At 61.9% G+C, this 24557-nt stretch carries 21 protein-coding genes and 2 tRNA genes; 11 read left to right on the top strand and 12 right to left on the bottom strand.

Annotated elements, in window-relative coordinates:
- Positions 1-261: 261 nt before the first annotated feature.
- From ACX36O_RS05985 to ACX36O_RS05955, 7 genes are all read right to left on the bottom strand, one after another.
- Positions 262-909: a hypothetical protein gene (locus ACX36O_RS05985; protein ID WP_488360195.1), complete on the bottom strand. Its 648-nt coding sequence runs from the start codon at positions 907-909 to the stop codon at positions 262-264.
- Complete coding sequence (locus tag ACX36O_RS05980) at positions 910-1785, bottom strand: hypothetical protein (protein ID WP_488360194.1); 876 nt, start codon at positions 1783-1785, stop codon at positions 910-912.
- Positions 1785-2027, bottom strand: coding sequence for a helix-turn-helix transcriptional regulator (locus ACX36O_RS05975; protein ID WP_488360193.1), 243 nt, complete (start codon positions 2025-2027; stop codon positions 1785-1787). The genes ACX36O_RS05980 and ACX36O_RS05975 overlap by 1 nt, the downstream gene beginning before the upstream one ends.
- A 109-nt stretch (positions 2028-2136) precedes the next feature.
- Positions 2137-2853, bottom strand: a complete 717-nt coding sequence (locus ACX36O_RS05970) for a hypothetical protein (RefSeq protein WP_488360192.1) — start codon at positions 2851-2853, stop codon at positions 2137-2139.
- 90 nt (positions 2854-2943) lie between these two features.
- Positions 2944-4158 carry a tyrosine-type recombinase/integrase gene (locus tag ACX36O_RS05965; RefSeq protein ID WP_488360191.1) on the bottom strand — a complete coding sequence of 405 codons (1215 nt, stop codon included), beginning with the start codon at positions 4156-4158 and terminating at the stop codon, positions 2944-2946.
- Positions 4159-4330: 172 nt separating this feature from the next.
- Positions 4331-4407 (bottom strand) — tRNA-Arg (locus ACX36O_RS05960).
- 108 nt (positions 4408-4515) lie between these two features.
- Positions 4516-4592: transfer RNA gene (locus ACX36O_RS05955), tRNA-Pro, on the bottom strand.
- A 192-nt stretch (positions 4593-4784) separates the two neighbouring features.
- Between ACX36O_RS05955 and ACX36O_RS05950 the strand changes: the two genes are divergently transcribed.
- From ACX36O_RS05950 to dnaJ, 10 genes are all read left to right on the top strand, one after another.
- Positions 4785-5675: a CoA transferase gene (locus tag ACX36O_RS05950; protein WP_213360493.1), complete on the top strand. Its 891-nt coding sequence runs from the start codon at positions 4785-4787 to the stop codon at positions 5673-5675.
- A gap of 101 nt (positions 5676-5776) precedes the next feature.
- Positions 5777-7255 (top strand): RNB domain-containing ribonuclease, encoded by a 1479-nt coding sequence (locus ACX36O_RS05945; RefSeq protein WP_371698215.1) that lies wholly within the window; start codon positions 5777-5779, stop codon positions 7253-7255.
- Between the two features lie 418 nt (positions 7256-7673).
- The gene (gene rpoD / locus ACX36O_RS05940; RefSeq protein WP_213360491.1) at positions 7674-10148 is read left to right on the top strand and encodes an RNA polymerase sigma factor RpoD; all 2475 of its coding nucleotides are present in this window, start codon (positions 7674-7676) and stop codon (positions 10146-10148) included.
- A gap of 194 nt (positions 10149-10342) precedes the next feature.
- Positions 10343-10702: an FKBP-type peptidyl-prolyl cis-trans isomerase gene (locus tag ACX36O_RS05935; RefSeq protein ID WP_213360489.1), complete on the top strand. Its 360-nt coding sequence runs from the start codon at positions 10343-10345 to the stop codon at positions 10700-10702.
- Positions 10703-10807: 105 nt separating this feature from the next.
- Complete coding sequence (locus ACX36O_RS05930) at positions 10808-11611, top strand: phosphodiesterase (RefSeq protein WP_213360487.1); 804 nt, start codon at positions 10808-10810, stop codon at positions 11609-11611.
- A gap of 160 nt (positions 11612-11771) precedes the next feature.
- Positions 11772-12635 (top strand): basic amino acid ABC transporter substrate-binding protein, encoded by an 864-nt coding sequence (locus ACX36O_RS05925; protein ID WP_488360190.1) that lies wholly within the window; start codon positions 11772-11774, stop codon positions 12633-12635.
- A 68-nt stretch (positions 12636-12703) separates the two neighbouring features.
- Positions 12704-13429 carry an amino acid ABC transporter permease gene (locus ACX36O_RS05920; RefSeq protein WP_213360483.1) on the top strand — a complete coding sequence of 242 codons (726 nt, stop codon included), beginning with the start codon at positions 12704-12706 and terminating at the stop codon, positions 13427-13429.
- A gap of 92 nt (positions 13430-13521) precedes the next feature.
- A complete protein-coding gene (grpE, locus tag ACX36O_RS05915) occupies positions 13522-14067 on the top strand; it encodes a nucleotide exchange factor GrpE (RefSeq protein WP_488360189.1) in 546 nt (181 codons plus the stop codon).
- Between the two features lie 134 nt (positions 14068-14201).
- Complete coding sequence (gene dnaK / locus ACX36O_RS05910; protein ID WP_213360479.1) at positions 14202-16127, top strand: molecular chaperone DnaK; 1926 nt, start codon at positions 14202-14204, stop codon at positions 16125-16127.
- Positions 16128-16270: 143 nt separating this feature from the next.
- A complete protein-coding gene (gene dnaJ, locus ACX36O_RS05905) occupies positions 16271-17404 on the top strand; it encodes a molecular chaperone DnaJ (protein WP_213360477.1) in 1134 nt (377 codons plus the stop codon).
- Positions 17405-17590: 186 nt separating this feature from the next.
- Here the strand turns inward: dnaJ and ACX36O_RS05900 are convergent, their stop codons facing one another.
- Together ACX36O_RS05900 and selD are read right to left on the bottom strand one after the other, a co-directional pair.
- A complete protein-coding gene (locus ACX36O_RS05900) occupies positions 17591-18550 on the bottom strand; it encodes an NAD(P)H-dependent flavin oxidoreductase (RefSeq protein ID WP_213360475.1) in 960 nt (319 codons plus the stop codon).
- Between the two features lie 46 nt (positions 18551-18596).
- On the bottom strand, positions 18597-19646 hold the full coding sequence (gene selD, locus ACX36O_RS05895) for a selenide, water dikinase SelD (RefSeq protein ID WP_488360188.1): 1050 nt from the start codon (positions 19644-19646) through the stop codon (positions 18597-18599).
- A 76-nt stretch (positions 19647-19722) separates the two neighbouring features.
- On the opposite strand from selD, the gene mnmH reads away from it, so the two are divergent.
- Positions 19723-20778: a tRNA 2-selenouridine(34) synthase MnmH gene (gene mnmH, locus ACX36O_RS05890; RefSeq protein ID WP_213360470.1), complete on the top strand. Its 1056-nt coding sequence runs from the start codon at positions 19723-19725 to the stop codon at positions 20776-20778.
- Positions 20779-20916: 138 nt separating this feature from the next.
- On the opposite strand, the gene ACX36O_RS05885 is transcribed toward mnmH, so the two are convergent.
- From ACX36O_RS05885 to ACX36O_RS05875, 3 genes are all read right to left on the bottom strand, one after another.
- Positions 20917-22722 carry an acyl-CoA dehydrogenase gene (locus ACX36O_RS05885; RefSeq protein WP_213360467.1) on the bottom strand — a complete coding sequence of 602 codons (1806 nt, stop codon included), beginning with the start codon at positions 22720-22722 and terminating at the stop codon, positions 20917-20919.
- A gap of 122 nt (positions 22723-22844) precedes the next feature.
- Complete coding sequence (locus ACX36O_RS05880; protein WP_213360465.1) at positions 22845-23777, bottom strand: electron transfer flavoprotein subunit alpha/FixB family protein; 933 nt, start codon at positions 23775-23777, stop codon at positions 22845-22847.
- Positions 23778-23805: 28 nt separating this feature from the next.
- Positions 23806-24555, bottom strand: coding sequence for an electron transfer flavoprotein subunit beta/FixA family protein (locus ACX36O_RS05875; protein WP_213360464.1), 750 nt, complete (start codon positions 24553-24555; stop codon positions 23806-23808).
- Positions 24556-24557 lie beyond the last annotated feature (2 nt).

Raw genomic sequence — 24557 nt, 5'->3', positions numbered from 1 at the left:
CGTACCGGCCACCATTGACACAAACTATCGTTGAACGATGGCCTATTGCAATTCTATATTGATTTGTGGTAAATGCAACTGGGTTGCGTTTGAGTCACACTGCCTGCTTTATCGGGCCAGCACGGTAAAAGGATCAGCCACCATGCAATCCAGAAGAAGCCCTGCCGGTTCGGTGGGGCGCTCGCTGTTTTCAGCCCCAGAAGTTGCCCTGTAATCGCCTTCATGGGGTGGTAATCTATTAAGGGTGTACAGATTCTGTAGTCACTGAAGGGGAGTCGGTCGGATAAGCGCAATCGGCTGTAAAGCCTTGTTGCCATTGGCTTTTCGGGGCTTTCTGGCATTTGTTGACGCTACAGTTTCTGTAGTCGGTGCATGGGGAGTGACTACAGTTTCTGTAGCGTTAATCGGGGTCATCGCTACAGTTTCTGTAGCGTCACGCTTCAATTTCTGTAGCGTCGTTTTTTTCTTGGGCTTCGGTGCCGCAGCAGCATCTACAGCTTTTCTTGCCTCTGTCAGACTGGTGAACTTGCGGTAATCCCGCGTTTCCTTCTGCGCCTCGATATTCAGTTTGGGATGGCCGAAAACATCCCGATCAGTGAAGCGGTACAGGTTGCACATCTTGGAACCGCGATTTACCCCCACAGTCTCCCGCGTCTTGGCAATCAGTCCAACGGCTTCAAGTTGACGAAGTGACTTTGCCAGCGTCGCCGGTGCCGTCCAACCACGATGACGAAGGTCTGTCATTGCTGCATTGATGTTGCCGTTATTGGTGGTTCTCAGCGCAGAAATCATGTCTATATACAGCTTCACCGCACTGGCAGGCAGCGCGATGAATGCCGGACTTTGCAGCACCTCCAACGGGATGCGAATGTGCGCCTCTGTAATGCCAGGTGGTTTTCTGCGTGCCATTTAGCCCCCAAGCATGTCGGCCATGCGCAGCAGGTGGGCGCGTTCCGATTCCTCGGCCACCTTGGCGGCATGCAAAGCGTTTTCAGGCAGCAGGTATTCAACTTCCCAGCGCAGCAACTCGCGCAGAATATGCGCTGGCATGGCCTCGGCCTCCACCGTGTACTTGACGTGTTGGGAGCGCTTGTCCGATGCCTTGCGCGGCTTGGTCGGCAGGTCGTATTCGTCAATCTGCTCTTCGTTGATACCGACGCGCACAAATTCCAGCGGAATCGTGCTTCTAAGGTGCTGGCGCAATTCCTTTTGCAATGACTGGTCAATCAGCACACCAGCCGGATCGTAGTCGCCGATATACAGCACCACCAGCGGGCGGTTGTCATCGCTGCTGTTGTGCTGCTCGGCAGCTTGATGCACAAAGCTCAGGCTAGAGAAACCACCGCACGGATACAGGCTCACCGCCAGTTCCTCGCAGTCCTTCTGTATCACGCTGGCAATACTGCGAGACTCGGCCCATACCTCACAGCGGTAATTAGCGTTTCGCCACAGGTCGGCCCGATAGTACCCGGCCAGGCTTCGCACGAAGTCATCAGCGCCGGAAAAAGTGTCGACGTGCCAGCCTCGACGCGACATGTCTGCAATCCAGTTGTACGGAATGCGTCCGGCGCGGCGCAGCTTCACACAGCGTTCCTGCACATGCCGGTAACCGTTGTCCGATTTCTCCACCGACTCAGGGAGCCGGGGATCAGTCATGCGGTAGAAGACGTGTCTGACAGATTGCGGATGATCTTCCTTCAAGACTTGGATGATCTGGCTGTCCAGTTGATCAATGCGGGCTTGAGTGCGGCGCTCGCGTTTTAACGTGCCAGCACGGTAAACCATTATTGCACCTCCGCTTGCGCCTTGAGCCAGTTTTGCAACGTTGCCGCCTTCCAGCGAATGCAGCGGGCGCTCAGACGAACAGGGGCCGGGAAAGTGCCGTCTTTCACGCGGCGGCGGATCGTCGGTTCTGACAGGCCGGTCAATTCCTTGACGACCGACATAATCAGCAGGGCTTCAGGGATATGCAGGCTCTTGACGGACTGACGGGGTTTCTTTTCGGTGATGGTTTCTTGGCTATGCACTTGTTTGCTCCGTGTGCTAATTGATTGAACACGAAGCAATGGTGCCGAAAGGTGATTATCTGGCCTAGATTACTATGCTGGCATGGTGGGCACTCTGCCAGCACGGTGGTTACTCTGCTGGCAGAGTGGCGTATTCAGGCGGAATGTCTTCACCTTTTGCCCAGGCCGTGCACCATTTGTCCGTTATCACCTTCTGGCTTGCAAGCGCCTCATATTTATCAAGCATTGCCCTTGCAAAAGCCGACTTGGTTTTGTACGGGCCTCCGTCCTGCTGCCAACGTACCCACTGCTCATAAACATCACGTTTGGCAATTTGCTTAGGATCATCTTTCCACCTGTTGCGCGCCCCTTTTTCCACCATATCCCATGCTCGCTGTTGAGATTGAAAAGCGCCTGAGTGATATCCAGCGTAGAATTCCATATTCCCTAGCCAGTAAATGCCATTTCCGACACGTTGAGCAGCAATTTCCAATTCCAATTGCTTGAGTGAGCTAATGGCAATTATGAGGCTAACTCTGATTTCAATTTCTACCGCATTCAGTTTGAAATCCTCTGGCGGCATATAACTTACCTCGACTATCTCGGTTGGGGCCAGTTCCTTCTTGTGCGGTTCAGCCATGAACTTTACTAACGTGTCATGTAGATCATCTCGTTCAGCAGCATTGTCAACTAGTGAATCTATAACTGCCTCAATTTTCTCGTATGAATAATGATGCGTGAAAACGTCACGCCATGCAGCCTTGATGACAAACTTTTTCCTCTCCGCATAAATTGACATTGCTGTCAGCGGATTATTTTCATCAAGAAGATCTTTTCTAATGTTCATCGCATCCCCCATGCACCCTGAAAAGTTGCCAGCCCAGCCCGTCAGGGAAACGGGTTTTCGGGGATCAGCCTAGGGCTGGCGAAACTCGAATTACTTGCCGTCGCGCAGCTTGTCCAGATAGTCGGCCCACGTCTGCATCAGGCCCCTTCTCTGCTCCATGTATTCCGTGCGGTCGTATGCAGCGCCTAGAACCCCACTCTTGCCGTGTGCCAGTTGGGCCTCGATCACATCAGGATTGGCATTCAGGCGCTCCACCAGCATGGTTCTAGCCGTCGCCCTGAACCCGTGTGCGGTTGCTTCCTGCCCGCTAAATCCGAGTCGGCGCAAAGCCGTATTCACCGTGTTTTCGCTCATGGGCCGGATGCGGGATTGCAGGGACGGGAACACATACTTGCCGTCACCCGTCAGCGGCTGCACTTCCTTCAAAACCTCAATGGCTTGCTTCGGCAGTGGGACGAAGTGCGGGCGTCCGTTCTCCTTGCCGTGCAGCTTGCGCTTCATCTTCGCTGCCGGAATCGTCCACATGGCGTTTTCCAGATCAAGCTCGGCCCACTCCATCATCCTGATATTGCCGGGACGCTGAAACAGCATGGCAGACAGTTGCAGTGCCGCTTGCGTGGTCGGTTGGCCGGGATACTCGTAAATGGCTCGCAGCAAGTCAGCCAGCGGCTTTTCGTCCACGATGGCCGCCATGTGCTTGACTCGCACCGGCTCCAGCGCCCCATGCAGATCAGGTGCAGGATTGTGTGTACAGCGGCCCGTGATGATGCCGTAGCGGAACACCTGCCCCGAATACTGGCGCAGTGAATGGGCGGTTTCGTTCGCCCCTCGCCTCTCCACCTTCAGCAAGGTCTGATGCAGGATCGGAGCATTCACGTCACGGATCGGCAAACCTCCGATGTGCGGAAACATGTCCTTTTCCATGCGCTCGATCCAGCGGGCGGCATAGGTCTTGCTCCAGCCCTTGGATTTGCTCAGGTGAAATTCACGGGCAACTGCCTCGAAGGTGTTTTCTGATTCGAGCTTGTTGGTCAGCCGTTCGGCCAGTCGCTTGACTGCCGGATCACTGCCAGCACGCAACAGGCGGCGTGCATCTTCGGCATGGCTTCGGGCTTCCTTGACACTGACAGAAGGCCATGCGCCCAGGGCTAGGCGCTTTTCCCTCCCATCGTAGCGGTACTTCCAGAACCAGCGTTTGGAGCCAGCGGCAGACACTTCCAGATAGACGCCTTGGGCATCTGTCAGGCGGGCGCGGGCCTTGTCAGGCGGGCAAGTGGCTTTCTTGCAGGCTGCTTCGGTGAGCATGGGGGAACGACTCCGTATGAGTTATGTCTGTTCCCCCGCATTGTTCCCCCAAAAATCCCCAAAATCAAGACAAATCATGTGCGCCATGAGCAATCACGAGCGATCACGCTTTTTATAAGTCTTTGATTTTGCTAGCCTGTGATTGGAAGTTAACGGCTAAGATTGCCTAAATTGGCCTGCCCGGAGGGACTCGAACCCCCGACCTGCTGCTTAGAAGGCAGCTGCTCTATCCAGTTGAGCTACGGGCAGTGAAACGGCTGCCATTCTACCCAGCGCACACAGCAGCAAGAAGCTGCAGGCCAAGGCAGGAAAAGAAAAAGGACCGGCAAAGCATTTCGCCAGTCCTTTGTCATGTCTTGGTCGGAGCAGAGAGATTCGAACTCCCGACCCTCTGGTCCCAAACCAGATGCGCTACCAGACTGCGCTATGCTCCGCAAAGACGGTGATTGTAGCCTTTTGTACGCCCATCCGGCAAGCCGCCGCCAAATTTTTGGCAAATTTCCGCATCCTTGCCGCGTCGCGCATTGACCCCACGGCAAACCGCCACGTTGCTGCGTTAAAGTGAGTCATCCGTGCGAGCCTGCTTTCCGCGCGGACACAGAGCCAGAACAATATCCGGAGACTCCATGAGCAAACCCCTCAAGGTCCTGCGCGGCGTGCGCGTCGTCAGCCTCGCCCTCAACCTGCCCGGCCCCGCTGCCCTGCAACGCTGCAAGGAGATGGGTGCCACCTGCATCAAGCTGGAACCCCCTGCCCCCGCGGGCCAGACCACCAGCGACCCGATGCACATCTACAGCCCGGCCGGCCACGCCGAGATGCATGACGGCATCAAGGTGCTGCCCGTCAACCTCAAGACCGAACAGGGCCAGCGCCAGCTGCACAGGCAGCTCGAAAAAGCCGATGTGCTGATCACGTCCTTTCGCCAGAGCGCCATGCAGAAGCTCGGCGTGGACTGGAAGACCCTGCACAAGCAGCATCCGCACCTCTCGCTGGTCGCCATCTACGGCAGCACCACCAACCCCGATGAAGCCGGCCACGACCTGACCTACCAGGCCCAGAACGGCCTGGTCACCGGCCTGAACCTGCCGCCCACGCTGTTTGCCGACATGGCCGGCTCGCTCATGGCGAGCGAGGCCGTTTTGCAGTGCGTGCTGCATCGCCAGAAACACGCCAAGGGCACGCTGATCGAAGTCGGCCTCAGCCAGGCCGTGTCCTATCTGGCACGTCCCCGCACCAGCTTCGACATGCAGCATCCCAAGGCCCTGACCGGCGGAGGCCATGTAGGCTACCGCGTCTATGCCTGCAAGGACGGCCGCGTCGCCCTGGCTGCGCTGGAGCCGCACTTCTACCAGCGCGTCTGCGCCGAAGCCGGCATCGACCCCACCGTGCCCGACAGCATCCTGCTCGACAGCTCGCGCCAGGCCATCGAGAAGTGGCTGGCGGGCAAGACGCGCAAGCAGCTCGACAAGCTGGCACTGGAGAAGGACATTCCGCTGGAGACCCTGCCCCGGGACTGACACCGCAACGCCTCCACCCCCGAATGACAAACCGGGGAACCCATGTCCAGCCAGAAAACCCGCTTCCGCCGATTCCTCCGCCCGGAACAAAGGACCCCCGCGTGAAACACTCCGCCCACGAAAAGCACGACCTGGAAGCCCTTGCCGTCCGCGCCATGCGCGAACGCGGCCTCAAGCCCGAATTCTCGCCCGCTGCCCTGGACCAGCTCGCCGCCATCACCCATCTCGGCGAACCGCACGGCGGCGAAGTGCGCGACCTGACGGACCTGCTGTGGTGCTCGATCGACAACGACGATTCGCGTGACCTCGACCAGCTCACCGTGAGCGAAGTGCTGCCCGGCGGCGCCGTGCGCATTCTGGTGGCCATCGCCGATGTGGACGCGCTGGTGCGCAAGGACACCCCCATCGACCAGCACGCCCGCCACAACACCACCTCGGTCTACACCTCGGCCGTGATCTTTCCGATGCTGCCCGAGAAGCTCTCCACCGATCTCACCTCGCTCAACCCCGACGGCCCGCGCCTGGCCATGGTGACGGACATGAGCTTCCAGCCCGATGGCAGCATGTCCGCCTCCAGCATCTATCGCGCCCGCGTCCATAACAAGGCCAAGCTGGCCTACGATTCGGTCTCGGCCTGGATCGACGGCGACGGTCCGCTGCCACCCGCTGCGGCCGCCGTTCCAGGCATGGACCAGCAGCTGCGCACGCAGGATTCGATCGCCCAGCAGCTGCGCGCATGCCGCCGCGAACAGGGAGCGCTCGAATTCCAGACCTTCCAGCCCAAGGCCGTGTTCGACGGCGAAAAGGTGATCGAGATCCGCCAGCAGGTGCAGAACCGCGCCCGCCAGCTGATCGAGGAATTCATGATCGCCACGAACGGCGTCACCGCGCGCTTCCTGGCCGCGCACCGCCGCCCCTCGCTGCGCCGCGTGGTGCGATCGCCCGAACGCTGGCTCAAGATCGTGGCAGTGGCAGCCGAATACAACGAAACCCTGCCCGAAGAGCCCGACGCACTGGCGCTGGAAAACTTCCTCGCCAAGCGCCGCAAGCTCGATCCCGAGCGCTTCCCGGATCTCTCGCTTACCATCATCAAGCTGATGGGCGCAGGCGAATACGTGGTGGAAGTGCCGGGCGGCCCCAAGCTGGGCCACTTCGGCCTGGCAGTGCGCGACTACTCGCACTCCACCGCCCCCAACCGCCGCTTCCCCGACCTGGTCACGGCACGCCTGCTCAAGGCCACGCTCAAGGAGCAGCCGGCCCCCTACTCCATCGACGAGCTGGCCAGCCTCGCCACGCACTGCACGCGCCAGGAAGGCGCAGCCAACAAGGTCGAGCGCCAGATGCGCAAGTCCGAAGCTGCGTTGGTGCTGGACAAGTACCTGGGGGAGATCTTCGACGGCATCGTCACCGGCTCCTCCAACGGCAACACCTGGGTGCGTATCTTCCTGCCGCCGGCCGAAGGCAAGCTGCTGGTGGCGGCCGGGGATCGCGTCAAGGTCGGCGAGCGCGTGCGTGCCCGGCTGCTGTCTACCGATGTGGAACGCGGCTTCATCGATTTCGAACTGGTATGTCAGTCCTGAACGCCCAGGCGCGCCGGCCGGCACCCGGCCGGCGTTCTGAATGACAGCACGGTGCAGGGCTCGGGCAGGCCTTTTGCACCTTGCAGAAAAACCATGCAATTGGTATAATCCAAAGTTCGACATGGCAAGTGCGACAGCAGCACCTCCGAACATGGCCAACAGCGGGTCAACACGGCACCCCGACCGGCCTCCCATTCGCAAGGACTGTATCCCAAATGTTCGCCCTTCCCCCTTGCCCACGTCTGCCATCCCCTGTGGTTGCCTGTGCAACTGCAGCCGCGAAGGCATTTTCGTAAGGCGGGGTTGACTCCCCCACTGGAAATTCCGGCATGTGCTCCCCATATGGGAAGCACTCTGTTGCGCGCCCTGCATCCGGCAGGCTGTATTCACTCACTTGAAGGATGTGGAAGGGTTATCCATGGCTACCAGAAAGAAAGACAGCACGGCAACGGCCCCCGAGGCCGCCGAAGCAGGTACCACTGCACCCCGCACAAGCAGCACGGCCAGAACGGCAGCCGCACCCGTCGAGACCCCCGCCCCCACCAGGACCAGCCGCCGGCGTACCACGCCCGCGGCAGAGACCGAAGCAATGACGACCGAATCCACCCCCAAGACTCCCCGTACCCGCACCGTGCGTGCGGCCAAGGCCACGACCGAGGCAGCCGCTGCCGAAGCGGCCGAACAAACCGTGAAGACCACCACGCGCCGCACCCGCGCCAAGCCCGCCCCTGCCGACGCCGAGACCGAAGCGCCTGAAGCAGCCGCGGCTGCTCCCAAGAAGACGACGACCCGCCGCACCACCGCAGCCAGGGCCAAGCCTGCAGCCGCCGCCAAGACGGCTTCCACCCCCGCAGCCAAGCGCGGCCGCAAGGCCAAGGGCGACGACCTCGACGAGGATTTCAGCGACGTCGAAGCCGAATTCGCCGAAGAGGAAGTGGCAGAAGAAGCCGCGCCCGAGCAGGCCGCAACCGCCGAGAAGGTCAAGCCGCTGCGCATGAAACTCTCCAAGGCCAAGGAGCGCGCGCTGATGAAGGAATTCGGTCTGGACGAAGCCGTCCTGTCCGAAGAGGAAGTTTCCACCCGCCGCCAGCGCCTGAAAGAGCTGATCAAGCTGGGCAAGACGCGCGGCTACCTCACCAACGCCGAAATCTCCGACCACCTGCCCGACAAGCTGGTCGATGCCGAGACGCTGGAAGTCGTGGTCTCCATGCTGGGCGACATGGGCGTTTCCGTCTATGAACAGACCCCCGACGCCGAAACCCTGCTGCTGAACAACGCCACCGGCACCGCCGCCACCGAGGAGGAAGCCGAGGAAGAAGCCGAAGCCGCCCTGTCCAACGTGGACAACGAATTCGGCCGCACCACCGACCCGGTCCGCATGTACATGCGCGAAATGGGCACGGTCGAACTGCTCACGCGCGAAGGCGAGATCGAGATCGCCAAGCGCATCGAGGGCGGCATGATGGACATGATGGAAGCCATTTCCGGCTCTCCCGCCACCATCGACGAGATTCTCGCCATGGCAGACGAAATCCGTGAAGACAAGGTCGTGATCACGACCGTGGTCGACGGCTTTACCGATGCCGACGAGAACGACGACTACGTGGCCGAAGAAGACGAGGACGAGGTCGACGATGATGACGACGGCGGTACCAAGTCCCAGACCAAGATGATGGAAATGGTCAAGAACGAGGCGCTGCGCCGTTTCGACGATATCCGCGCCAGCTTCGAGACCATGCTCGCCGCCTACGAGAAGGACGGCTACGGCTCGCCCGCCTACGTGCAGGCGCAGAAGGCCATCAGCAGCAAGCTGATGACCATCCGTTTCACCGCCAAGACCATCGAGAAGCTGTGCGACACCGTGCGCGAACAGGTCGAGGAGGTGCGCAAGAACCAGCGCCTGCTGCGCCAGATCATCGTGGACAAGTGCCACATGCCGCAGGAAAAGTTCGTTGCCGAATTCTCCGACAACCTGCTCAACCTGCAGTGGGTGGAGCAGCAGGCCGCAGCCGGCAAGCCCTGGAGCGCCACGCTGGAACGCAACATCCCGCCGGTGCAGGAGCTGCAGCAGCGCCTGATCGACCTGCAGAAACGCGTCGTGGTGCCGCTGGAAGAGCTGAAGAACATCAACAAGCGCATGATCGACGGCGAGCGCTTCTCGCGCAACGCCAAGAAGGAAATGATCGAGGCCAACCTGCGCCTGGTGATTTCCATCGCCAAGAAGTACACCAACCGCGGCCTGCAGTTCCTGGACCTGATCCAGGAAGGCAACATCGGCCTGATGAAGGCGGTGGACAAGTTCGAATTCCGCCGCGGCTTCAAGTTCTCGACCTATGCCACCTGGTGGATCCGCCAGGCCATCACGCGCTCCATCGCGGACCAGGCCCGCACCATCCGCATCCCGGTGCACATGATCGAGACCATCAACAAGATGAACCGCATCTCGCGCCAGCACCTGCAGGAATTCGGCTTCGAACCGGACGCCTCCATCCTGGCCGAGAAGATGGACATCCCCGAAGACAAGATCCGCAAGATCATGAAGATCGCAAAGGAGCCGATCTCGATGGAAACCCCCATCGGAGACGACGACGATTCGCATCTGGGCGATTTCATCGAGGACAGCGTCAACACCGCTCCGATCGAGGCCGCCATGCAGGCCGGCCTGCGCGACGTGGTCAAGGACATCCTCGACTCGCTCACCCCGCGCGAAGCCAAGGTGCTGCGCATGCGCTTCGGCATCGAGATGGACAACGACCATACCCTGGAAGAAGTCGGCAAGCAGTTCGACGTGACGCGCGAGCGCATCCGCCAGATCGAGCACAAGGCGCTGCGCAAGCTCAAGCACCCGAGCCGCAGCGACAAGCTGCGCACCTTCCTCGGTGGCAACGACTGATGGCGAACATGATCTCGACCAGGAATTTCTCCAGGACAGGCGCCGCATGCGCCATTGCAGTTGCCGTGCTGGTGGCAGGGTGCAAGCCCGCCAACGAACCGGCCAGGCTGGCCGGCGCAGATGCCGCATCTGCGGCAGCCTCTGCGGCAACCGCCCCCGCTTCTTCAGCTTCTACTCCCAACAAGGACGCTTCCATGAGCAATACCGTGACCACCCCCACCGGCCTGCAGTACATCGACACCGAAGTCGGTACCGGCGCCGAAGCCAAGGCCGGCCAGAACGTGCTGGTGCACTACACCGGCTGGTTGTACAACAACGGCGAGCAAGGCGCCAAGTTCGACTCCAGCAAGGACCGTGGCCAGCCCTTCGCCTTTGGCCTGGGCCAGCGCATGGTGATCGCCGGCTGGGACGAAGGAGTGGCCGGCATGAAAGTGGGCGGCAAGCGCACCCTGATCATTCCGCCCGAGCTGGGCTATGGCGCCCGCGGCGCCGGCGGCGTGATTCCGCCCAATGCCACGCTCAAGTTCGACGTGGAACTGCTGGATCTGCGCTGATCGCACACACTGCACTTCAAAACGCCCCGCCTCGACGGGGCGTTTTTCATGGAGCGGCAGAATCAGGTACGATGGAAATTGCAGTTAAAACTCGACCTCATCATCATGACCCTGATCGTCCAGCTTTCCGATACCCATATCAGCCGGCCGGGCGAACTGGCCTATGGCCGCATCGACACCTCCACCTTTCTGCGCCAGGCCGTCACGGTCATTCAGCGTTTGCCGCAGCGCCCGGATGCCGTCGTCATTACCGGCGATCTGGTGGATCGCGGGCAGGCCGAAGAATACCGTCAGCTGAAAGATCTGCTGACCCCGCTCGACCCGGTTCCCGTCTATCTGCTGCCCGGCAACCACGACGACCGTGCCACGCTGCGCGACGCCTTTCCGGAGCAGCCGGCGTGGATGTCCGGCGGCTTTGCCCAATACAGTGTACCCATCGGTACTATGCAGTTGATCGCGCTGGATACCGTGGTGCCAAGACGTGACCAGGGCCACCTCTGCAGTGAACGCCTGGCGTGGCTCGACAACGCGCTTGGCCAATGTTCGGAGCGCCCCACGCTGATCGCCCTGCACCACCCTCCCTTCCGGACGCTGATCGACGGCATGGACGAAATCGGGCTGATCGAAGGGGCTGCCGAGCTGGAGGCCATCGTGCAGCGCCACCCGCACGTGCACGGACTGATATCCGGCCACATGCACCGTCATATCCAGACCGGGTTCGCCCACACTCGTGCCATCGTGGCGCCTTCCACGGCCCACCAGGTGGCGCTGGATCTTGCTCCGGATGCCCCGCTGGCCTGGACCCTGGAGCCGCCCGGCTTGCTGCTGCACGCCTTCTCGCCGGAAGGCCGGCTGGTGACGCACGAGATGACGACGCTGGCGTTTGCAGGACCCTTTCCGTTCGTCTGACGCGCGCCCTTGCCTGCAATCCATGCAGGCGCCCGCAACATATTTTGCGTGACTCACATATGCGCGCTCTCGTATAATGAAAGGTTACAAATTCCCGACTTCCGGCCCACAAGGCCGGCTCCGGCGGATCTTTCCGCATGTCCTTAACCCGAGACCTTTCATGCACGCATTCACCCGTCGATTTGCCCTCTCCCTGGCCGTGGCCGCCGCACTGGCCGGCTGTTCCAAGTCCGAAACGCCTGCCACTGCCGCTTCCGGCACGCCCGCCGCCGCGGCCGACAAGGTGATGGTGGTTGCCACCAACGCCGCCTTTGCCCCGTTCGAGTCCCTGTCCTCCAGCGGCGAAGTGGAAGGGTTCGACGCCGACGTGATCAAGGCCGTTGCCGACAAGGCCGGATTCAAGATCCGCTTCGTCAACACCCCCTGGGAAGGCATTTTCAACACGCTGAACAGCGGCGAGAGCGACATCGTGATGTCTGCCGTGACCATCACCGACGTGCGCAAGGAAAGCATGGAGTTCTCCGAGCCCTACTTCGATGCCGTGCAACTGATCGCCGTCCCGCAGGACTCCAAGGTGGCTTCTCTGGAAGACATCAAGGCCCTGACCATCGGCGTGCAGAACGGCACCACGGGTGACGAAGTCGTGTCCAAGCTGATCGGCAAGACCAACCCCAACATCAAGCGTTTCGAATCCATGCCGCTGGCCCTGAAGGAGCTCGAAGCCGGCGGCCTGCAGGCCGTGGTGGGCGACAACGGCGTGGTCAAGCACTATATCCAGAACAACAGCGGCAGCAAGTTCAAGCTGGTCAACGACCAGAGCTTCACCCCCGAGCGCTACGGCATCGTGATCAAGAAGGGCAATATCGAACTGCTGAAGAAGGTCAACGACGGCCTGAGCGCCATCCGCCAGGACGGCAGCTACACCACCATCTACAGCAAGTGGTTCGGTGCGCCTGAAGCTGCTCCGGCCGCTGCCGCTGCATTGGCCCCCGCTTCTGCCGCCGCCTCTGCCGCTTCCAACTGACGCGTAGTCTGACAACCCGCATTGCCCTGCCCCCTCCCGGCAGGGCATGTTCTTTCTGGTAGAAGCGCATGGACTTACGCTGGAATATTCTCGCTCCCTACGCCCCGCTGTTCATCTCGGGCGTGCAGATGACGATCAAGCTCACCGTCATCGCCCTGGTGCTGGGCCTGGCCGCCGGCATGATGATCGGCCTGGTCACCTCGCGCAAGCCCAAGGGCTGGCGCCGCATTCCCCACGCCCTGCTGACCGCCTATGTCGGCGTACTGCGCGGCACCCCGCTGTTCGTGCAGATCCTGCTGGTGCACTTTGCACTCACCCCCACCCTGATCCATCCGGAAACCGGTCTTCTGCTCACCGGCGAGGCTGCCAGCACTTTCCGCCAGACCTACGGCGCCTTCTTCTCCGGCGCACTGGCCCTCACGCTCAATGCCAGTGCCTACATTTCCGAAATCGTGCGCGCCGGCATCCAGTCCATCGCGCGCGGCCAGGTGCAGGCGGCCGAAAGCCTGGGCATGAACGAATACCAGACCATGCGCTACATCGTGCTGCCGCAGGCGCTGCGCCGCATGGTGCCGCCGCTGGTGAACGAGGCGGTCACGCTGCTCAAGGACTCCTCCCTGGTCTCTGCCATCGGCCTGGCCGAACTGGCCATGGCCGCGCGTACGGTCGCAGGCGCCTACTCGCGCTACTGGGAGCCCTACCTGGCCATTTCGCTGGTTTATCTGGTGATGACCGGAGTGATCACGCTGGCGGCGCGCCGGCTGGAAACCTCCGAGGAACAGCGCGGGCGCTGAAGCTTCTTGAAATTGCGGCACCCGTGCCCATCTGCATCCCGAGACGCAGCAGCCCTGCTGCCCTGCCATCGGACTATTGAAAGCAAGGCCCCATGACGAACCCCGAACAACAACCCGATTCCCTCCAGCCCGAAACGCAAGCCCCCGCCGACGCAGCACCTGAAGCGGCAGCCGACGCCGCCGTCGACGTCGCTACCCTGCAGGCCCAGGTCGCCGAACTGCAGGACCAGTACCTGCGCGCCCAGGCCGAAGTGCAGAACGCCCGCCGCCGTGCCGACGAGGAAGTGCAGAAGGCCCGCAAATTCGGCATCGAGAGCTTCGCCGAAAGCATGCTGCCCGTGATCGACAGCCTGGAAGCCGGCCTGGCGGTGCCCAATGCCACCGCCGAGCAGATCCGCGAAGGCACCGACGCCACCCTGCGCCAGTTGCTGAGCGCGCTGGAGCGCAACAAGGTGGTGGTGGTCAACCCGGCCCAGGGCGAGAAGTTCGACCCCAACCAGCACCAGGCCATCAGCGTGGTGCCTGCTCCTGCGGGCGTCGAGCTGCCCCCGAACAGCATCAACACCGTGCTGCAGAAGGGTTACCTGATTGCCGAGCGCGTGCTGCGCCCGGCCCTGGTAACCGTGACGCCCGCGTGAACCAGACACTCCCTCAAAAATATTGCGGACACGGCTTGAAAAACCGCCAGTGATCCGCAAGTTCAGACCAGCAGCCAGCCTCGAGGTGAAACAAGCAGGACTGGCAGATATTGAAAGATCAGGAGAATCCAGACATGGGAAAAATCATCGGTATTGACTTGGGCACCACCAACTCGTGCGTGGCCATCATGGAAGGCAACACCACCCGCGTGATCGAGAACAGCGAAGGTGCGCGCACCACGCCGTCCATCGTCGCCTACCAGGACGACGGCGAAGTGCTGGTCGGCGCGTCCGCCAAGCGCCAGGCCGTCACCAACCCGAAGAACACGCTGTACGCCATCAAGCGCCTGATCGGTCGCAAGTTCTCCGAGAAGGAAGTCCAGAAGGACATCGACCTGATGCCCTTCGAGATCGTCAAGGCCGACAACGGCGACGCTTGGGTACAAGTGCGCGGCAACAAACTGGCACCGCCCCAGGTCAGCGCCGAGATTCTGCGCAAGATGAAGAAGACCGCCGAGGACTACCTGGGCGAGCCCGTGACCGAAGCCGTAATCACGGTGCCGGCCTACTTCAACGACAGCCAGCGCCAGGCCACCAAGGATGCCGGCCGCATTGCCGGTCTGGATGTCAAGCGCATCATCAACGAGCCCACTGCTGCCGCCTTGGCCTTCGGCCTGGACAAACAGGACAAGGCCGACCGCAAGATCGTCGTCTATGACCTGGGCGGCGGTACCTTCGACGTGTCCATCATCGAGATTGCCGACGTCGACGGCGAGAAGCAGTTCGAAGTGCTGTCCACCAACGGCGACACCTTCCTGGGTGGCGAGGACTTCGACCAGCGCATCATCGACTACGTGATCGGCGAATTCAAGAAGGAACAAGGCGTCGATCTGAAGAACGACGTGCTGGCCCTGCAGCGCCTGAAGGAAGCCGCCGAGAAGGCCAAGATCGAGCTGTCCAACAGCACGCAGACCGACATCAACCTGCCCTACATCACGGCCGATGCGTCCGGTCCCAAGCATCTGAACATCAAGCTGACCCGCGCCAAGCTGGAAGCCCTGGTGGAAGATCTGGTCGAGCGCTCCATCGAGCCCTGCAAGATCGCGCTGAAGGATGCCGGCATCAGCCTGAGCGACATCTCCGACGTGATCCTGGTCGGCGGCCAGACCCGCATGCCCAAGGTGCAGGACAAGGTCAAGGAGTTCTTCGGCAAGGAGCCGCGCAAGGACGTGAACCCCGATGAGGCCGTGGCCGTCGGTGCCGCCATCCAGGGCCAGGTACTCTCCGGCGACCGCAAGGACGTGCTGCTGCTGGACGTGACGCCGCTGTCCCTGGGCATCGAGACCATGGGCAACGTCATGACCAAGATGATCCAGAAGAACACCACGATCCCGACGAAGTTCGCACAGACCTTCTCGACGGCCGAAGACAACCAGCCGGCGGTGACGATCAAGGTGTTCCAGGGCGAGCGTGAAGTGACGGCCGGCAACAAGCTGCTGGGCGAATTCAACTTGGAAGGCATCGCTCCCGCTCCGCGTGGCATGCCCCAGATCGAAGTGACCTTCGACATCGACGCCAACGGCATTCTGCACGTCAGCGCCAAGGACAAGGGCACCGGCAAGGAAAACAAGATCACCATCAAGGCGAACTCCGGCCTGTCCGAGGACGAGATCCAGAAGATGGTGAAGGACGCCGAGCTGAACGCCGCCGAAGACCACAAGAAGGTCGAGTTGGTGCAGGCCCGCAACCAGGCTGATGCCATGGCGCACAGCGTGAAGAAGAGCCTGGCCGAGCATGGCGACAAGCTGGACGCTTCCGAGAAGGAAAAGATCGAAGCCGCCATCAAGGACGTGGAAGAGGCGATCAAGGGCGACGACAAGGACGCCATCGAAGCCAAGAACAACGCCCTGATGGAAGCCAGCCAGAAGCTGGGCGAGAAGATCTACGCCGAACAGGCCGCTGCTGCCGGTGCAGCAGGCGGCCCCGGTGCAGACGCCTCCGCAGCAGCCGGCAACGACGATGTGGTCGACGCCGAAGTCAAGGAAGTGAAGAAGGACTGATGCCGATCGGGGCAAAAGCGTGAAACCTTTCACGCTTTTGCCCATGGCATCAGCTGCGCCGCGTGCTGCCCCGGGCCACGCGGCGTTTGTGTTGAGGCAGCCGGCTTTTTGGCGCTGCCCCGACCGCCCCCTCAGGAAGTGTCATGTCTAAACGCGACTATTACGAAGTGCTCGGCGTTCCGCGCAATGCCGGCGACGACGAGATCAAGAAGGCCTACCGCAAGCTGGCCATGAAGTACCACCCGGACCGCAACCAGGGTGATGCGGCCAAGGAAGCCGAAGCCAAGTTCAAGGAGGTCAAGGAAGCCTACGAGATGCTGTCCGACCCACAGAAGAAGGCGGCCTACGACCAGTACGGCCATGCCGGGGTCGATCCCAACATGGGCGGCGCCGGCTTTGGCGGCGGTTTTGGCGGGGGCTTCGAGAGCTTCAGCGACATCTTCGGCGACATCTTCGGCCAGGGCCGCGGCGGCCGTGGCGGCGGCCGCCAGGTGCACCGCGGCAACGACCTCAGCTACGCCATGGACATCACGCTGGAAGAAGCCGCTGCCGGCAAGGAAGCGCAGATCCGCATCCCGAGCTGGGATGACTGCGACACCTGCCACGGTACCGGCGCCAAGCCCGGCACCAGCGCCAAGGACTGCCCGACCTGCCACGGCTCCGGCGTGGTGCAGATGCGCCAGGGCTTCTTCAGCGTGCAGCAGACCTGCCCGCACTGCCACGGCACCGGCAAGATCATTCCCGATCCCTGCACGACGTGCCACGGCCAGGGCAAGATCAAGCAGCAGAAAACGCTGGAAGTGAAAATCCCCGCCGGCATCGACGACGGCATGCGCATCCGCAGCGCCGGCAATGGCGAGCCCAGCCCGAACGGTGGCCCTCCGGGTGACCTCTACATCGAGATCCGCATCCGCAAACACCCCGTGTTCGAGCGCGATGGCGATGACCTGCACTGCATGGTGCCGATCAGCTTCACCAAGGCGGCGCTGGGTGGCGAGATCGAGGTGCCCACGCTCAATGGCAAGGCCGTGATCGACATTCCCGAAGGCACGCAACATGGCAAGCAGTTCCGCCTGCGCGGCAAGGGTATCAAGGGCGTGCGCTCGGCCAGCACCGGCGACCTGTACTGCCATATCAGCATCGAAACGCCGGTGAAACTCACCGAGCACCAGCGCAAGCTGCTCAAGCAACTCGATGAGTCGCTGGAAAAAGGCGGTGGCAAGCACAGCCCGAACGAGAAGAGCTGGTTCGACAAGGCGAAGGACTTCTTCTCCTGAGCCAGCACGCTCGTGAACGCATGGGGCCGGCATCACTGCTGGCCCTTTTTTCATCGCGGATGTGCATGTGACCCCTACGGCCGCAGACTAGGCCGCCCGCCCTGGATCCATGCATGTTGCGCTTGAAAAAACGGGTTGCCATCATGACAACCCGTTCTCGTTCAACGCCAGGGGGCAGCCCCGGGATCAGGCGCCACACAGCTCCTTGCGTGCCTGCGCATATTCGCGTTTGAACTGCTCCACCAGTTCGCCGGCCGGCTGCACCTTGTCGATGGCGCCAATGCCCTGCCCGCAGCCCCAGATGTCCTTCCAGGCCTTGGCCGCCCCGCCGCCAAAATCCATCTTGCTCGGATCTGCTTCCGGCAGATGCGCCGGATCCAGCCCTGCAGCACGGATAGATGGCGCCAGATAGTTGCCGTGCACGCCAGTGAACAGGTTGGTATACACCACGTCATCCGAGTTGGAATCCACGATGCACTGCTTGTAGGCGTCGCTGGCGCGTGCCTCGTCGGTGGCGATGAAGGGACTGCCGATATAGGCAAAATCCGCGCCCATGGCCTGCGCCGCCAGGATGGAACGGCCCGAGGCAATCGAGCCACTCAGTGCCAGCGGGCCGTCAAACCAGGTGCGGATTTCCTGCACCAGCGCAAACGGGCTCTTTGTGCCGGCATGGCCACCGGCGCCGGCCGCCACGGCGATCAGGCCATCAGCGCCCTTCTCGACCGCCTTGCGCGCAAAGCGGTTGTTGATCACGTCGTGCATCACCACGCCGCCGTAGCTGTGCGCGGCCTGGTTCACTTCTTCCACTGCACCCAGGCTGGTGATGACCACCGGCACCTTGTACTTCACGCACAGCGCCATGTCTTCCATCAGGCGGGCATTGCTCTTGTGCACGATCTGGTTGATGGCAAACGGTGCTGCCGGATGATCCGGATGCGCCTTGTCGTGCGCAGCCAGCTCTTCGGTGATCTCGGCCAGCCATTCATCCAGTTGCGAAGCCGGACGCGCGTTGAGTGCCGGCATGGCACCAATGATGCCGGCCTTGCACTGCGCAATCACCAGCTTGGGGTTGCTGATGATGAACAGCGGAGAACCAATGACGGGAAAAGGCACGCGCGCCAGTGCGCCGGGAAGTGTGCGGCTCATGAAACTTGTCTCCTGAAAGGCGTTGTTCTGCAGGATGATGAAGATATCACAAAACCGAACGAACGTTCACTTTCGCGTCACCCTCTTCCAGCTGGCCGACAATGGCCGCATCAGCAAACCCTGCCTGGCGGAAAACATCCAGCACTTCCTGAGCAGCCTCGGGCGCGCAACTCACCAGCAGGCCGCCCGAGGTCTGCGGATCGCATAGCAGCTTCTGTTTCCATTCCGGAGTGCCGTCCGGCAACACTATCTCGGCACCATAGCTGGCCCAGTTGCGGGTGGAGGCGCCAGTGGCAATGCCCTGCTGTGCCAGCGCCACGGCTTCACCGATCATGGGCACCGCCGCATAGTCGACACTGGCTGCCAGGCCGGAGCCACGGCACATTTCCAGCAGATGGCCGAGAAGACCGAAGCCGGTCACATCGGTCATGGCATGCACGCCGGGCATGGCTGCCAGCTGCGCGCCGACGCGGTTGAGCTGTGTGGTCAGCTGCACCATGCGGGCATAGCCGTCCGCACTGAGCAGCTCCTTCTTGAGCGCCGCCGACAGGATGCCGATGCCCAACGGCTTGCCGAGGATCAGCACGTCCCCTGCCCTGGCCGCGGCATTCTTCTTGACCTGATCCGGATGCACCAGGCCCAGCGCCACCAGGCCATAGATCGGCTCGACCACGTCGATCGAGTGGCCACCGGCAATCGGAATGCCGGCGTCGCGGCAGACGGAAGCACCCCCTTCCAGGATGCGGCCGATGGTCTCCAGCGGCAGCTTGTCCAGCGGCATGCCGACCAGCGCCAGCGCCAGGATGGGTGTGCCCCCCATGGCGTAGATGTCGGAAATCGCGTTGGTGGCCGCTATGCGGCCGAAATCATGCGGATCGTCGACGATGGGCGTGAAGAAGTCGGTGGTGGCCACCACGGCCTGCTGATCGTTCAGGCGGTACACGGCCGCGTCATCCGATGCCTCGGTGCCGACCAGCAATTGCGGCGGAACAATGCCGGCGGGCACCGATGCCATGATGTCCTGCAGCACGGAGGGTGCGATCTTGCAGCCGCAACCGCCACCGTGGGCGAGCGAAGTCAGTTTGGGAAATTCCATGATGTGTTTACAGTTTCAACTGGATCATGCCGATGATACGTCTTAAGATGAGAGGTTATCGAAAATGCGGCTTTCCATGAAAAACAACTGGCTGGTTCCCCCCTCTGCCCTCCACGGCTACGACATGATAATCGACGTGCGTACGCCGGCAGAATTTGCCCTCGACCACATCCCGGGTGCTGTCAATTTTCCAGTCCTGAGCAACGAAGAGCGGGTGGTGGTTGGCACCACCTACAAGCAGGTCTCGCCCTTCGAGGCCAAGAAGATGGGCGCTGCCATGATTTCGAGGAATGTCGCGCGCCACATCGAAGAGCAGATGCTGGACAAGCCCAAGGAATGGCGCCCGCTGATCTACTGCTGGCGCGGTGGCCAGCGCAGCGGCGCCATGCAGGTGATTCTTCGCCAGATCGGCTGGACCGCCGACCGGATTGAAGGCGGCTACAAGGCATTTCGCAATCATGTGATGGAAGATACCCGGTACCTGGCTGAACAGTTCGACTTCTTCATCATCTGCGGCGCCACCGGAAGCGCCAAGACGCGCATTCTGCAGCAGGTCGAGGCCCAGGGCGGTCAAATCCTGGATCTGGAGACACTGGCCAGCCACAAGGGCTCGGTGCTGGGCAATCTGCCCGGGCAGCCCCAGCCCAGCCAGAAGGGTTTTGAAACCCTGGTGTGGGATCGCCTGGACCAACTGGACCCGTCCCGGCCCGTCTTCGTGGAAGCCGAAAGCCGCAAGGTCGGCAACCTGCATATTCCCGAACCTGTGATCGAGGCCATGCGCGCCAGCCCATGTCTGGACGTACAGGCCAGCATGCATGCCCGCGTCAATTTCCTGCTGCGCGACTATCCCTACGCCCAGCAGGACAACGAGTGGCTGCTGCCGCGTCTGGCCAAGCTCAAGGAGCGCCAGGGCACCAAGGTGATCGAACACTGGCATGAGCTGGCCGAGCACGGCCAGTGGCCGCTGCTGGTGGAAGAACTGCTGACCCAGCACTACGACCCGCTCTACCGCCAGTCGCAAGGCCAGAACTATACCGGCGTGCGCCCGTGGCCCACCTTCGAAGCCAGCGATCTGTCCGAAGCCGGCATCGCAGACGTGGCTGCACGCATGCTGCGGGCGGTGGAAAGCTGACAACCTCGCCGGCCAGCAAGAACACAGGTTCCGATCGCACCGACCACGCCCGCTTCGCTGCGGGCACGAAAAAACCGGCCGAAGCCGGTTTTTTGCTGCATGGAGCCGGCATGCCTGCGGGCATGCCGGAAGTCACCATCAGAATGCGTCCACGTTGAACGCATTGGTTGCACCGTGCCCCTTCACGATGCTGTAGCCGATGCCAGGCACGCGGCTCAGGATCTGGTCGGCGTAGAAACGCGCCGTCTGGATCTTGTTCTGATAGAAAGCCGGACCGTAGTCGTCATTGCCGCCTTCAGCCAGCTTCTGTTCGGACACCAGCAGCGAACGGGCCATCTGCCAGCCGGACACCAGGTTGCCTGCCAGCATCAGGTAGGGCACGCTGCCTGCGAACACGGCATTGGGGTCTGCCTTGGTATTGGCAACCACGAAGTCCACCACTTCCAGGAAAGACTTGCGGGCAGCCGTCAGGGACTCCAGCATGGCCTTGGCTTCTTCGGAACCGCTCTGGGCCAGTTCGGCTTCGGTCTGCTCGATCATGCCGGCGATCTTCCTGGCAACGGCGCCGCCGTCACGCACGGTCTTGCGGCCGACCAGGTCGTTGGCCTGGATGGCGGTGGTACCTTCGTAGATCGTCAGGATCTTGGCATCGCGGTAGTACTGGGCAGCGCCGGTTTCCTCGATAAAGCCCATGCCGCCGTGCACCTGCACGCCCAGGCTGGTGGTTTCCAGGCTGGTTTCGGTGCTGTAGCCCTTGATCAGCGGCACCATGAACTCGTACAGCGCCTGGCTGTCGGCAGCGATGGTGGCATCGGGGTGGTTGTGCTCGACGTCATACAGCGAAGCGGCGTAGATGGCCATGGCGCGCGTGCCTTCGGCAGTGGCACGCATGGTCAGCAGCATGCGCTTGATGTCGGGGTGGTTGATGATGGCCACGGGAGCCTTCACGGAACCATCCACCGGACGGCTCTGCACGCGCTCGCGGGCATAGTTCACGGCGTGCTGGTAGGCGCGCTCGGTCACGGCGATACCCTGCACACCTACAGCGTAGCGGGCAGCGTTCATCATGATGAACATGTACTCGAGGCCGCGGTTTTCTTCGCCGACCAGGTAGCCGGTGGCACCGCCATTGTCACCGAACTGCAGCACGCAGGTTGCGCTGCCCTTGATGCCCAGCTTGTGCTCGATGCTCACGCACTGCACGTCGTTGCGAGCGCCCAGGCTGCCGTCGTCGTTGACCATGACCTTGGGTACGACAAACAGGCTGATGCCCTTCACACCCTCCGGAGCGCCAGCCACGCGGGCCAGCACCAGGTGGATGATGTTGTCGGCCATGTCGTGCTCACCCCAGGTGATGAAGATCTTGGTGCCGAATATCTTGTAGCTGCCGTCGCCCACGGGCTCGGCACGGCTGCGCACGGCAGCCAGGTCGGAACCGGCCTGGGGCTCGGTCAGGTTCATGGTACCGGTCCACTCGCCGGAAACCAGCTTGGGCAGGTACTTGGCCTTGAGCTCGTCGGAACCAGCCGTCAGCAGGGCCTCGATGGCGCCGTCGGTCAGCATGGGGCACAGGGCAAAGCTGATGTTGGCAGCGTTGCACATTTCGCCCACGGCCGCGCCGATGGTCTTGGGCAGATCTTGGCCGCCGTACTGGCCGGGATGCTGCAGGCCTTGCCAGCCGCCTTCCACGTACTGCTTGTAGGCTTCCTTGAAGCCCAGGGCAGCGGTGACCACGCCATCCTTCCAGGTGGAGGGATTCTTGTCGCCCTGGAAGTTGATCGGGGCGATGACGTCCTGCACCAGGTTGGCGGCTTCCTGCAGCACTGCCTGAGCGGTTTCCATACCGGCATCTGCGTAAGCAGGCACGTCCTGTGCCAGCTTGTCGAGGTTTGCCAGATACTGCATGTCGAACAGCATGTCTTGCACGGGTGCGGTAAAGCTCATCAGGAACTCCTTGAGTTGTTGAAATAGTTATGCGGGTTTTTACGGACCGCTCAAATACAACAGCCGTCCAGCTGCTTTACGGCAGAAGAACGGCTGCTTGATCGTAGTTTACTACGCCTACATTACAGGGCTTTGACAAGCTCCGGAACGGCGGTGAACAGATCGGCTTCCAGCGCATAGTCCGCCACGGCAAAGATCGGGGCTTCCGGATCCTTGTTGATGGCGACGATCACCTTGCTGTCCTTCATGCCGGCCAGGTGCTGGATGGCACCGGAAATGCCGCAGGCAATGTACAGCTCGGGGGCAACGATCTTGCCGGTCTGGCCGACCTGCAGGTCGTTGGGAGCGTAACCGGCATCCACCGCAGCGCGGCTGGCGCCGATGGCGGCGTTCAGCTTGTCGGCCAGCGGAGTCAGCACGGCCTGGAACTGCTCTTCGCTGCCCAGGGCACGGCCGCCGGCCACCACCACCTTGGCGGCAGTCAGGTCGGGACGGTCGGACTTGGACATCTCGCGGCCCACGAAGGCGGACTTGCCGGTGTCGGCAACAGCGGCCACGCTCTCGACGGCGGCGCTGCCACCGGTAGCGGCGGCGGCGTCGAAGCCGGTGGCGCGCACGGTGATGACCTTGGTGGCATCGCTGCTCTGCACGGTGGCCATGGCGTTGCCGGCGTAGATCGGGCGCTCGAAGGTGTCGGGGCTGTCGACCTTGGTGATTTCGCTGATCTGGGCCACGTCCAGCTTGGCAGCAACGCGCGGAGCGACGTTCTTGCCGGAAGCGGTAGCGGGGAACAGGATGTGGCTGTAGTTGCCGGCAACAGCCAGCACCTGCTCGGCCAGGTTCTCGGCCAGGCCTTCGGCAACGGAAGCGCCGTCAGCGTGCAGCACCTTGCTCACGCCGGCGATCTGTGCAGCAGCCTGGGCAGCAGCGGCGGCGTTGGAGCCGGCAACCAGCACGTGCACGTCGCCGCCGCACTGGGCAGCAGCAGTCACGGTGTTGAGCGTGGCAGCCTTGATGGAAGCGTTGTCGTGTTCAGCAATCACGAGTGCAGTCATGGGGTATCTCCTGAAATCTTGTTGTGGTTTAGAGGACTTTGGCGGTGTTCTTCAGCTTGTCCACCAGGGTCGCCACATCGGGCACCTTGATGCCGGCGCTGCGGGCAGCAGGCTCGGACACCTTCACGGTTTTCAGGCGCGGAGCGACGTCGACGCCCAGATCTTCGGGCTTCATGGTGTCGATCGGCTTCTTCTTGGCCTTCATGATGTTGGGCAGCGTGACGTAGCGCGGCTCGTTCAGGCGCAGGTCGGCGGTGATCACGGCGGGCAGGCCCACGGTGATGGTTTCCAGGCCGCCGTCCACTTCACGCGTGACAGTTGCCTTGCCGTCGGCCAGTTCGACCTTGCTGGCAAACGCTGCCTGGGGCAGGTCGGCCAGGGCAGCCAGCATCTGGCCGGTCTGGTTGGCGTCGTCGTCGATTGCCTGCTTGCCCAGGATGATCACCTGCGCCTGCTCCTTGTCCTGCACGGCCTTGAGCAGCTTGGCCACGGCCAGGGGCTGCAGTTCTTCGCCGGTTTCGACCAGAATGCCGCGGTCGGCGCCGATGGCCATGGCGGTACGCAGGGTTTCCTGAGCCTGGGTCGGGCCGCAGGACACGGCGACGATCTCGGTCACAACACCCTTTTCCTTCAGTCGCACCGCCTCTTCCACGGCGATTTCGTCAAAGGGGTTCATGCTCATCTTGACGTTTGCGATGTCCACGCCGGTGTTGTCCGACTTGACGCGGACCTTGACGTTGTAATCCACCACGCGCTTGACAGCGACCAATGCTTTCATGA

It is taken from the genome of Brachymonas sp. KE5 (genome assembly GCF_057773645.1).
Note: the sequence above shows the minus strand (reverse complement) of the source record. Positions and strands in the feature narration are given on the sequence as shown.

Coding starts and splice junctions, on each gene's coding strand:
- ACX36O_RS05935 (WP_213360489.1), top strand. CDS start 10,343: ATGAGCAATACCGTGACCACCCCCACCGGCCTGCAGTACATCGACACC.
- ACX36O_RS05980 (WP_488360194.1), bottom strand. CDS start 1,785: ATGGTTTACCGTGCTGGCACGTTAAAACGCGAGCGCCGCACTCAAGCC.
- ACX36O_RS05885 (WP_213360467.1), bottom strand. CDS start 22,722: ATGAGCTTTACCGCACCCGTGCAAGACATGCTGTTCGACATGCAGTAT.
- rpoD (WP_213360491.1), top strand. CDS start 7,674: ATGGCTACCAGAAAGAAAGACAGCACGGCAACGGCCCCCGAGGCCGCC.
- ACX36O_RS05965 (WP_488360191.1), bottom strand. CDS start 4,158: ATGCTCACCGAAGCAGCCTGCAAGAAAGCCACTTGCCCGCCTGACAAG.
- ACX36O_RS05970 (WP_488360192.1), bottom strand. CDS start 2,853: ATGAACATTAGAAAAGATCTTCTTGATGAAAATAATCCGCTGACAGCA.
- ACX36O_RS05900 (WP_213360475.1), bottom strand. CDS start 18,550: ATGAGCCGCACACTTCCCGGCGCACTGGCGCGCGTGCCTTTTCCCGTC.
- dnaJ (WP_213360477.1), top strand. CDS start 16,271: ATGTCTAAACGCGACTATTACGAAGTGCTCGGCGTTCCGCGCAATGCC.
- mnmH (WP_213360470.1), top strand. CDS start 19,723: ATGAAAAACAACTGGCTGGTTCCCCCCTCTGCCCTCCACGGCTACGAC.
- ACX36O_RS05950 (WP_213360493.1), top strand. CDS start 4,785: ATGAGCAAACCCCTCAAGGTCCTGCGCGGCGTGCGCGTCGTCAGCCTC.
- selD (WP_488360188.1), bottom strand. CDS start 19,646: ATGGAATTTCCCAAACTGACTTCGCTCGCCCACGGTGGCGGTTGCGGC.
- ACX36O_RS05920 (WP_213360483.1), top strand. CDS start 12,704: ATGGACTTACGCTGGAATATTCTCGCTCCCTACGCCCCGCTGTTCATC.
- ACX36O_RS05880 (WP_213360465.1), bottom strand. CDS start 23,777: ATGACTGCACTCGTGATTGCTGAACACGACAACGCTTCCATCAAGGCT.
- ACX36O_RS05925 (WP_488360190.1), top strand. CDS start 11,772: ATGCACGCATTCACCCGTCGATTTGCCCTCTCCCTGGCCGTGGCCGCC.
- ACX36O_RS05985 (WP_488360195.1), bottom strand. CDS start 909: ATGGCACGCAGAAAACCACCTGGCATTACAGAGGCGCACATTCGCATC.
- grpE (WP_488360189.1), top strand. CDS start 13,522: ATGACGAACCCCGAACAACAACCCGATTCCCTCCAGCCCGAAACGCAA.
- ACX36O_RS05930 (WP_213360487.1), top strand. CDS start 10,808: ATGACCCTGATCGTCCAGCTTTCCGATACCCATATCAGCCGGCCGGGC.
- dnaK (WP_213360479.1), top strand. CDS start 14,202: ATGGGAAAAATCATCGGTATTGACTTGGGCACCACCAACTCGTGCGTG.
- ACX36O_RS05875 (WP_213360464.1), bottom strand. CDS start 24,555: ATGAAAGCATTGGTCGCTGTCAAGCGCGTGGTGGATTACAACGTCAAG.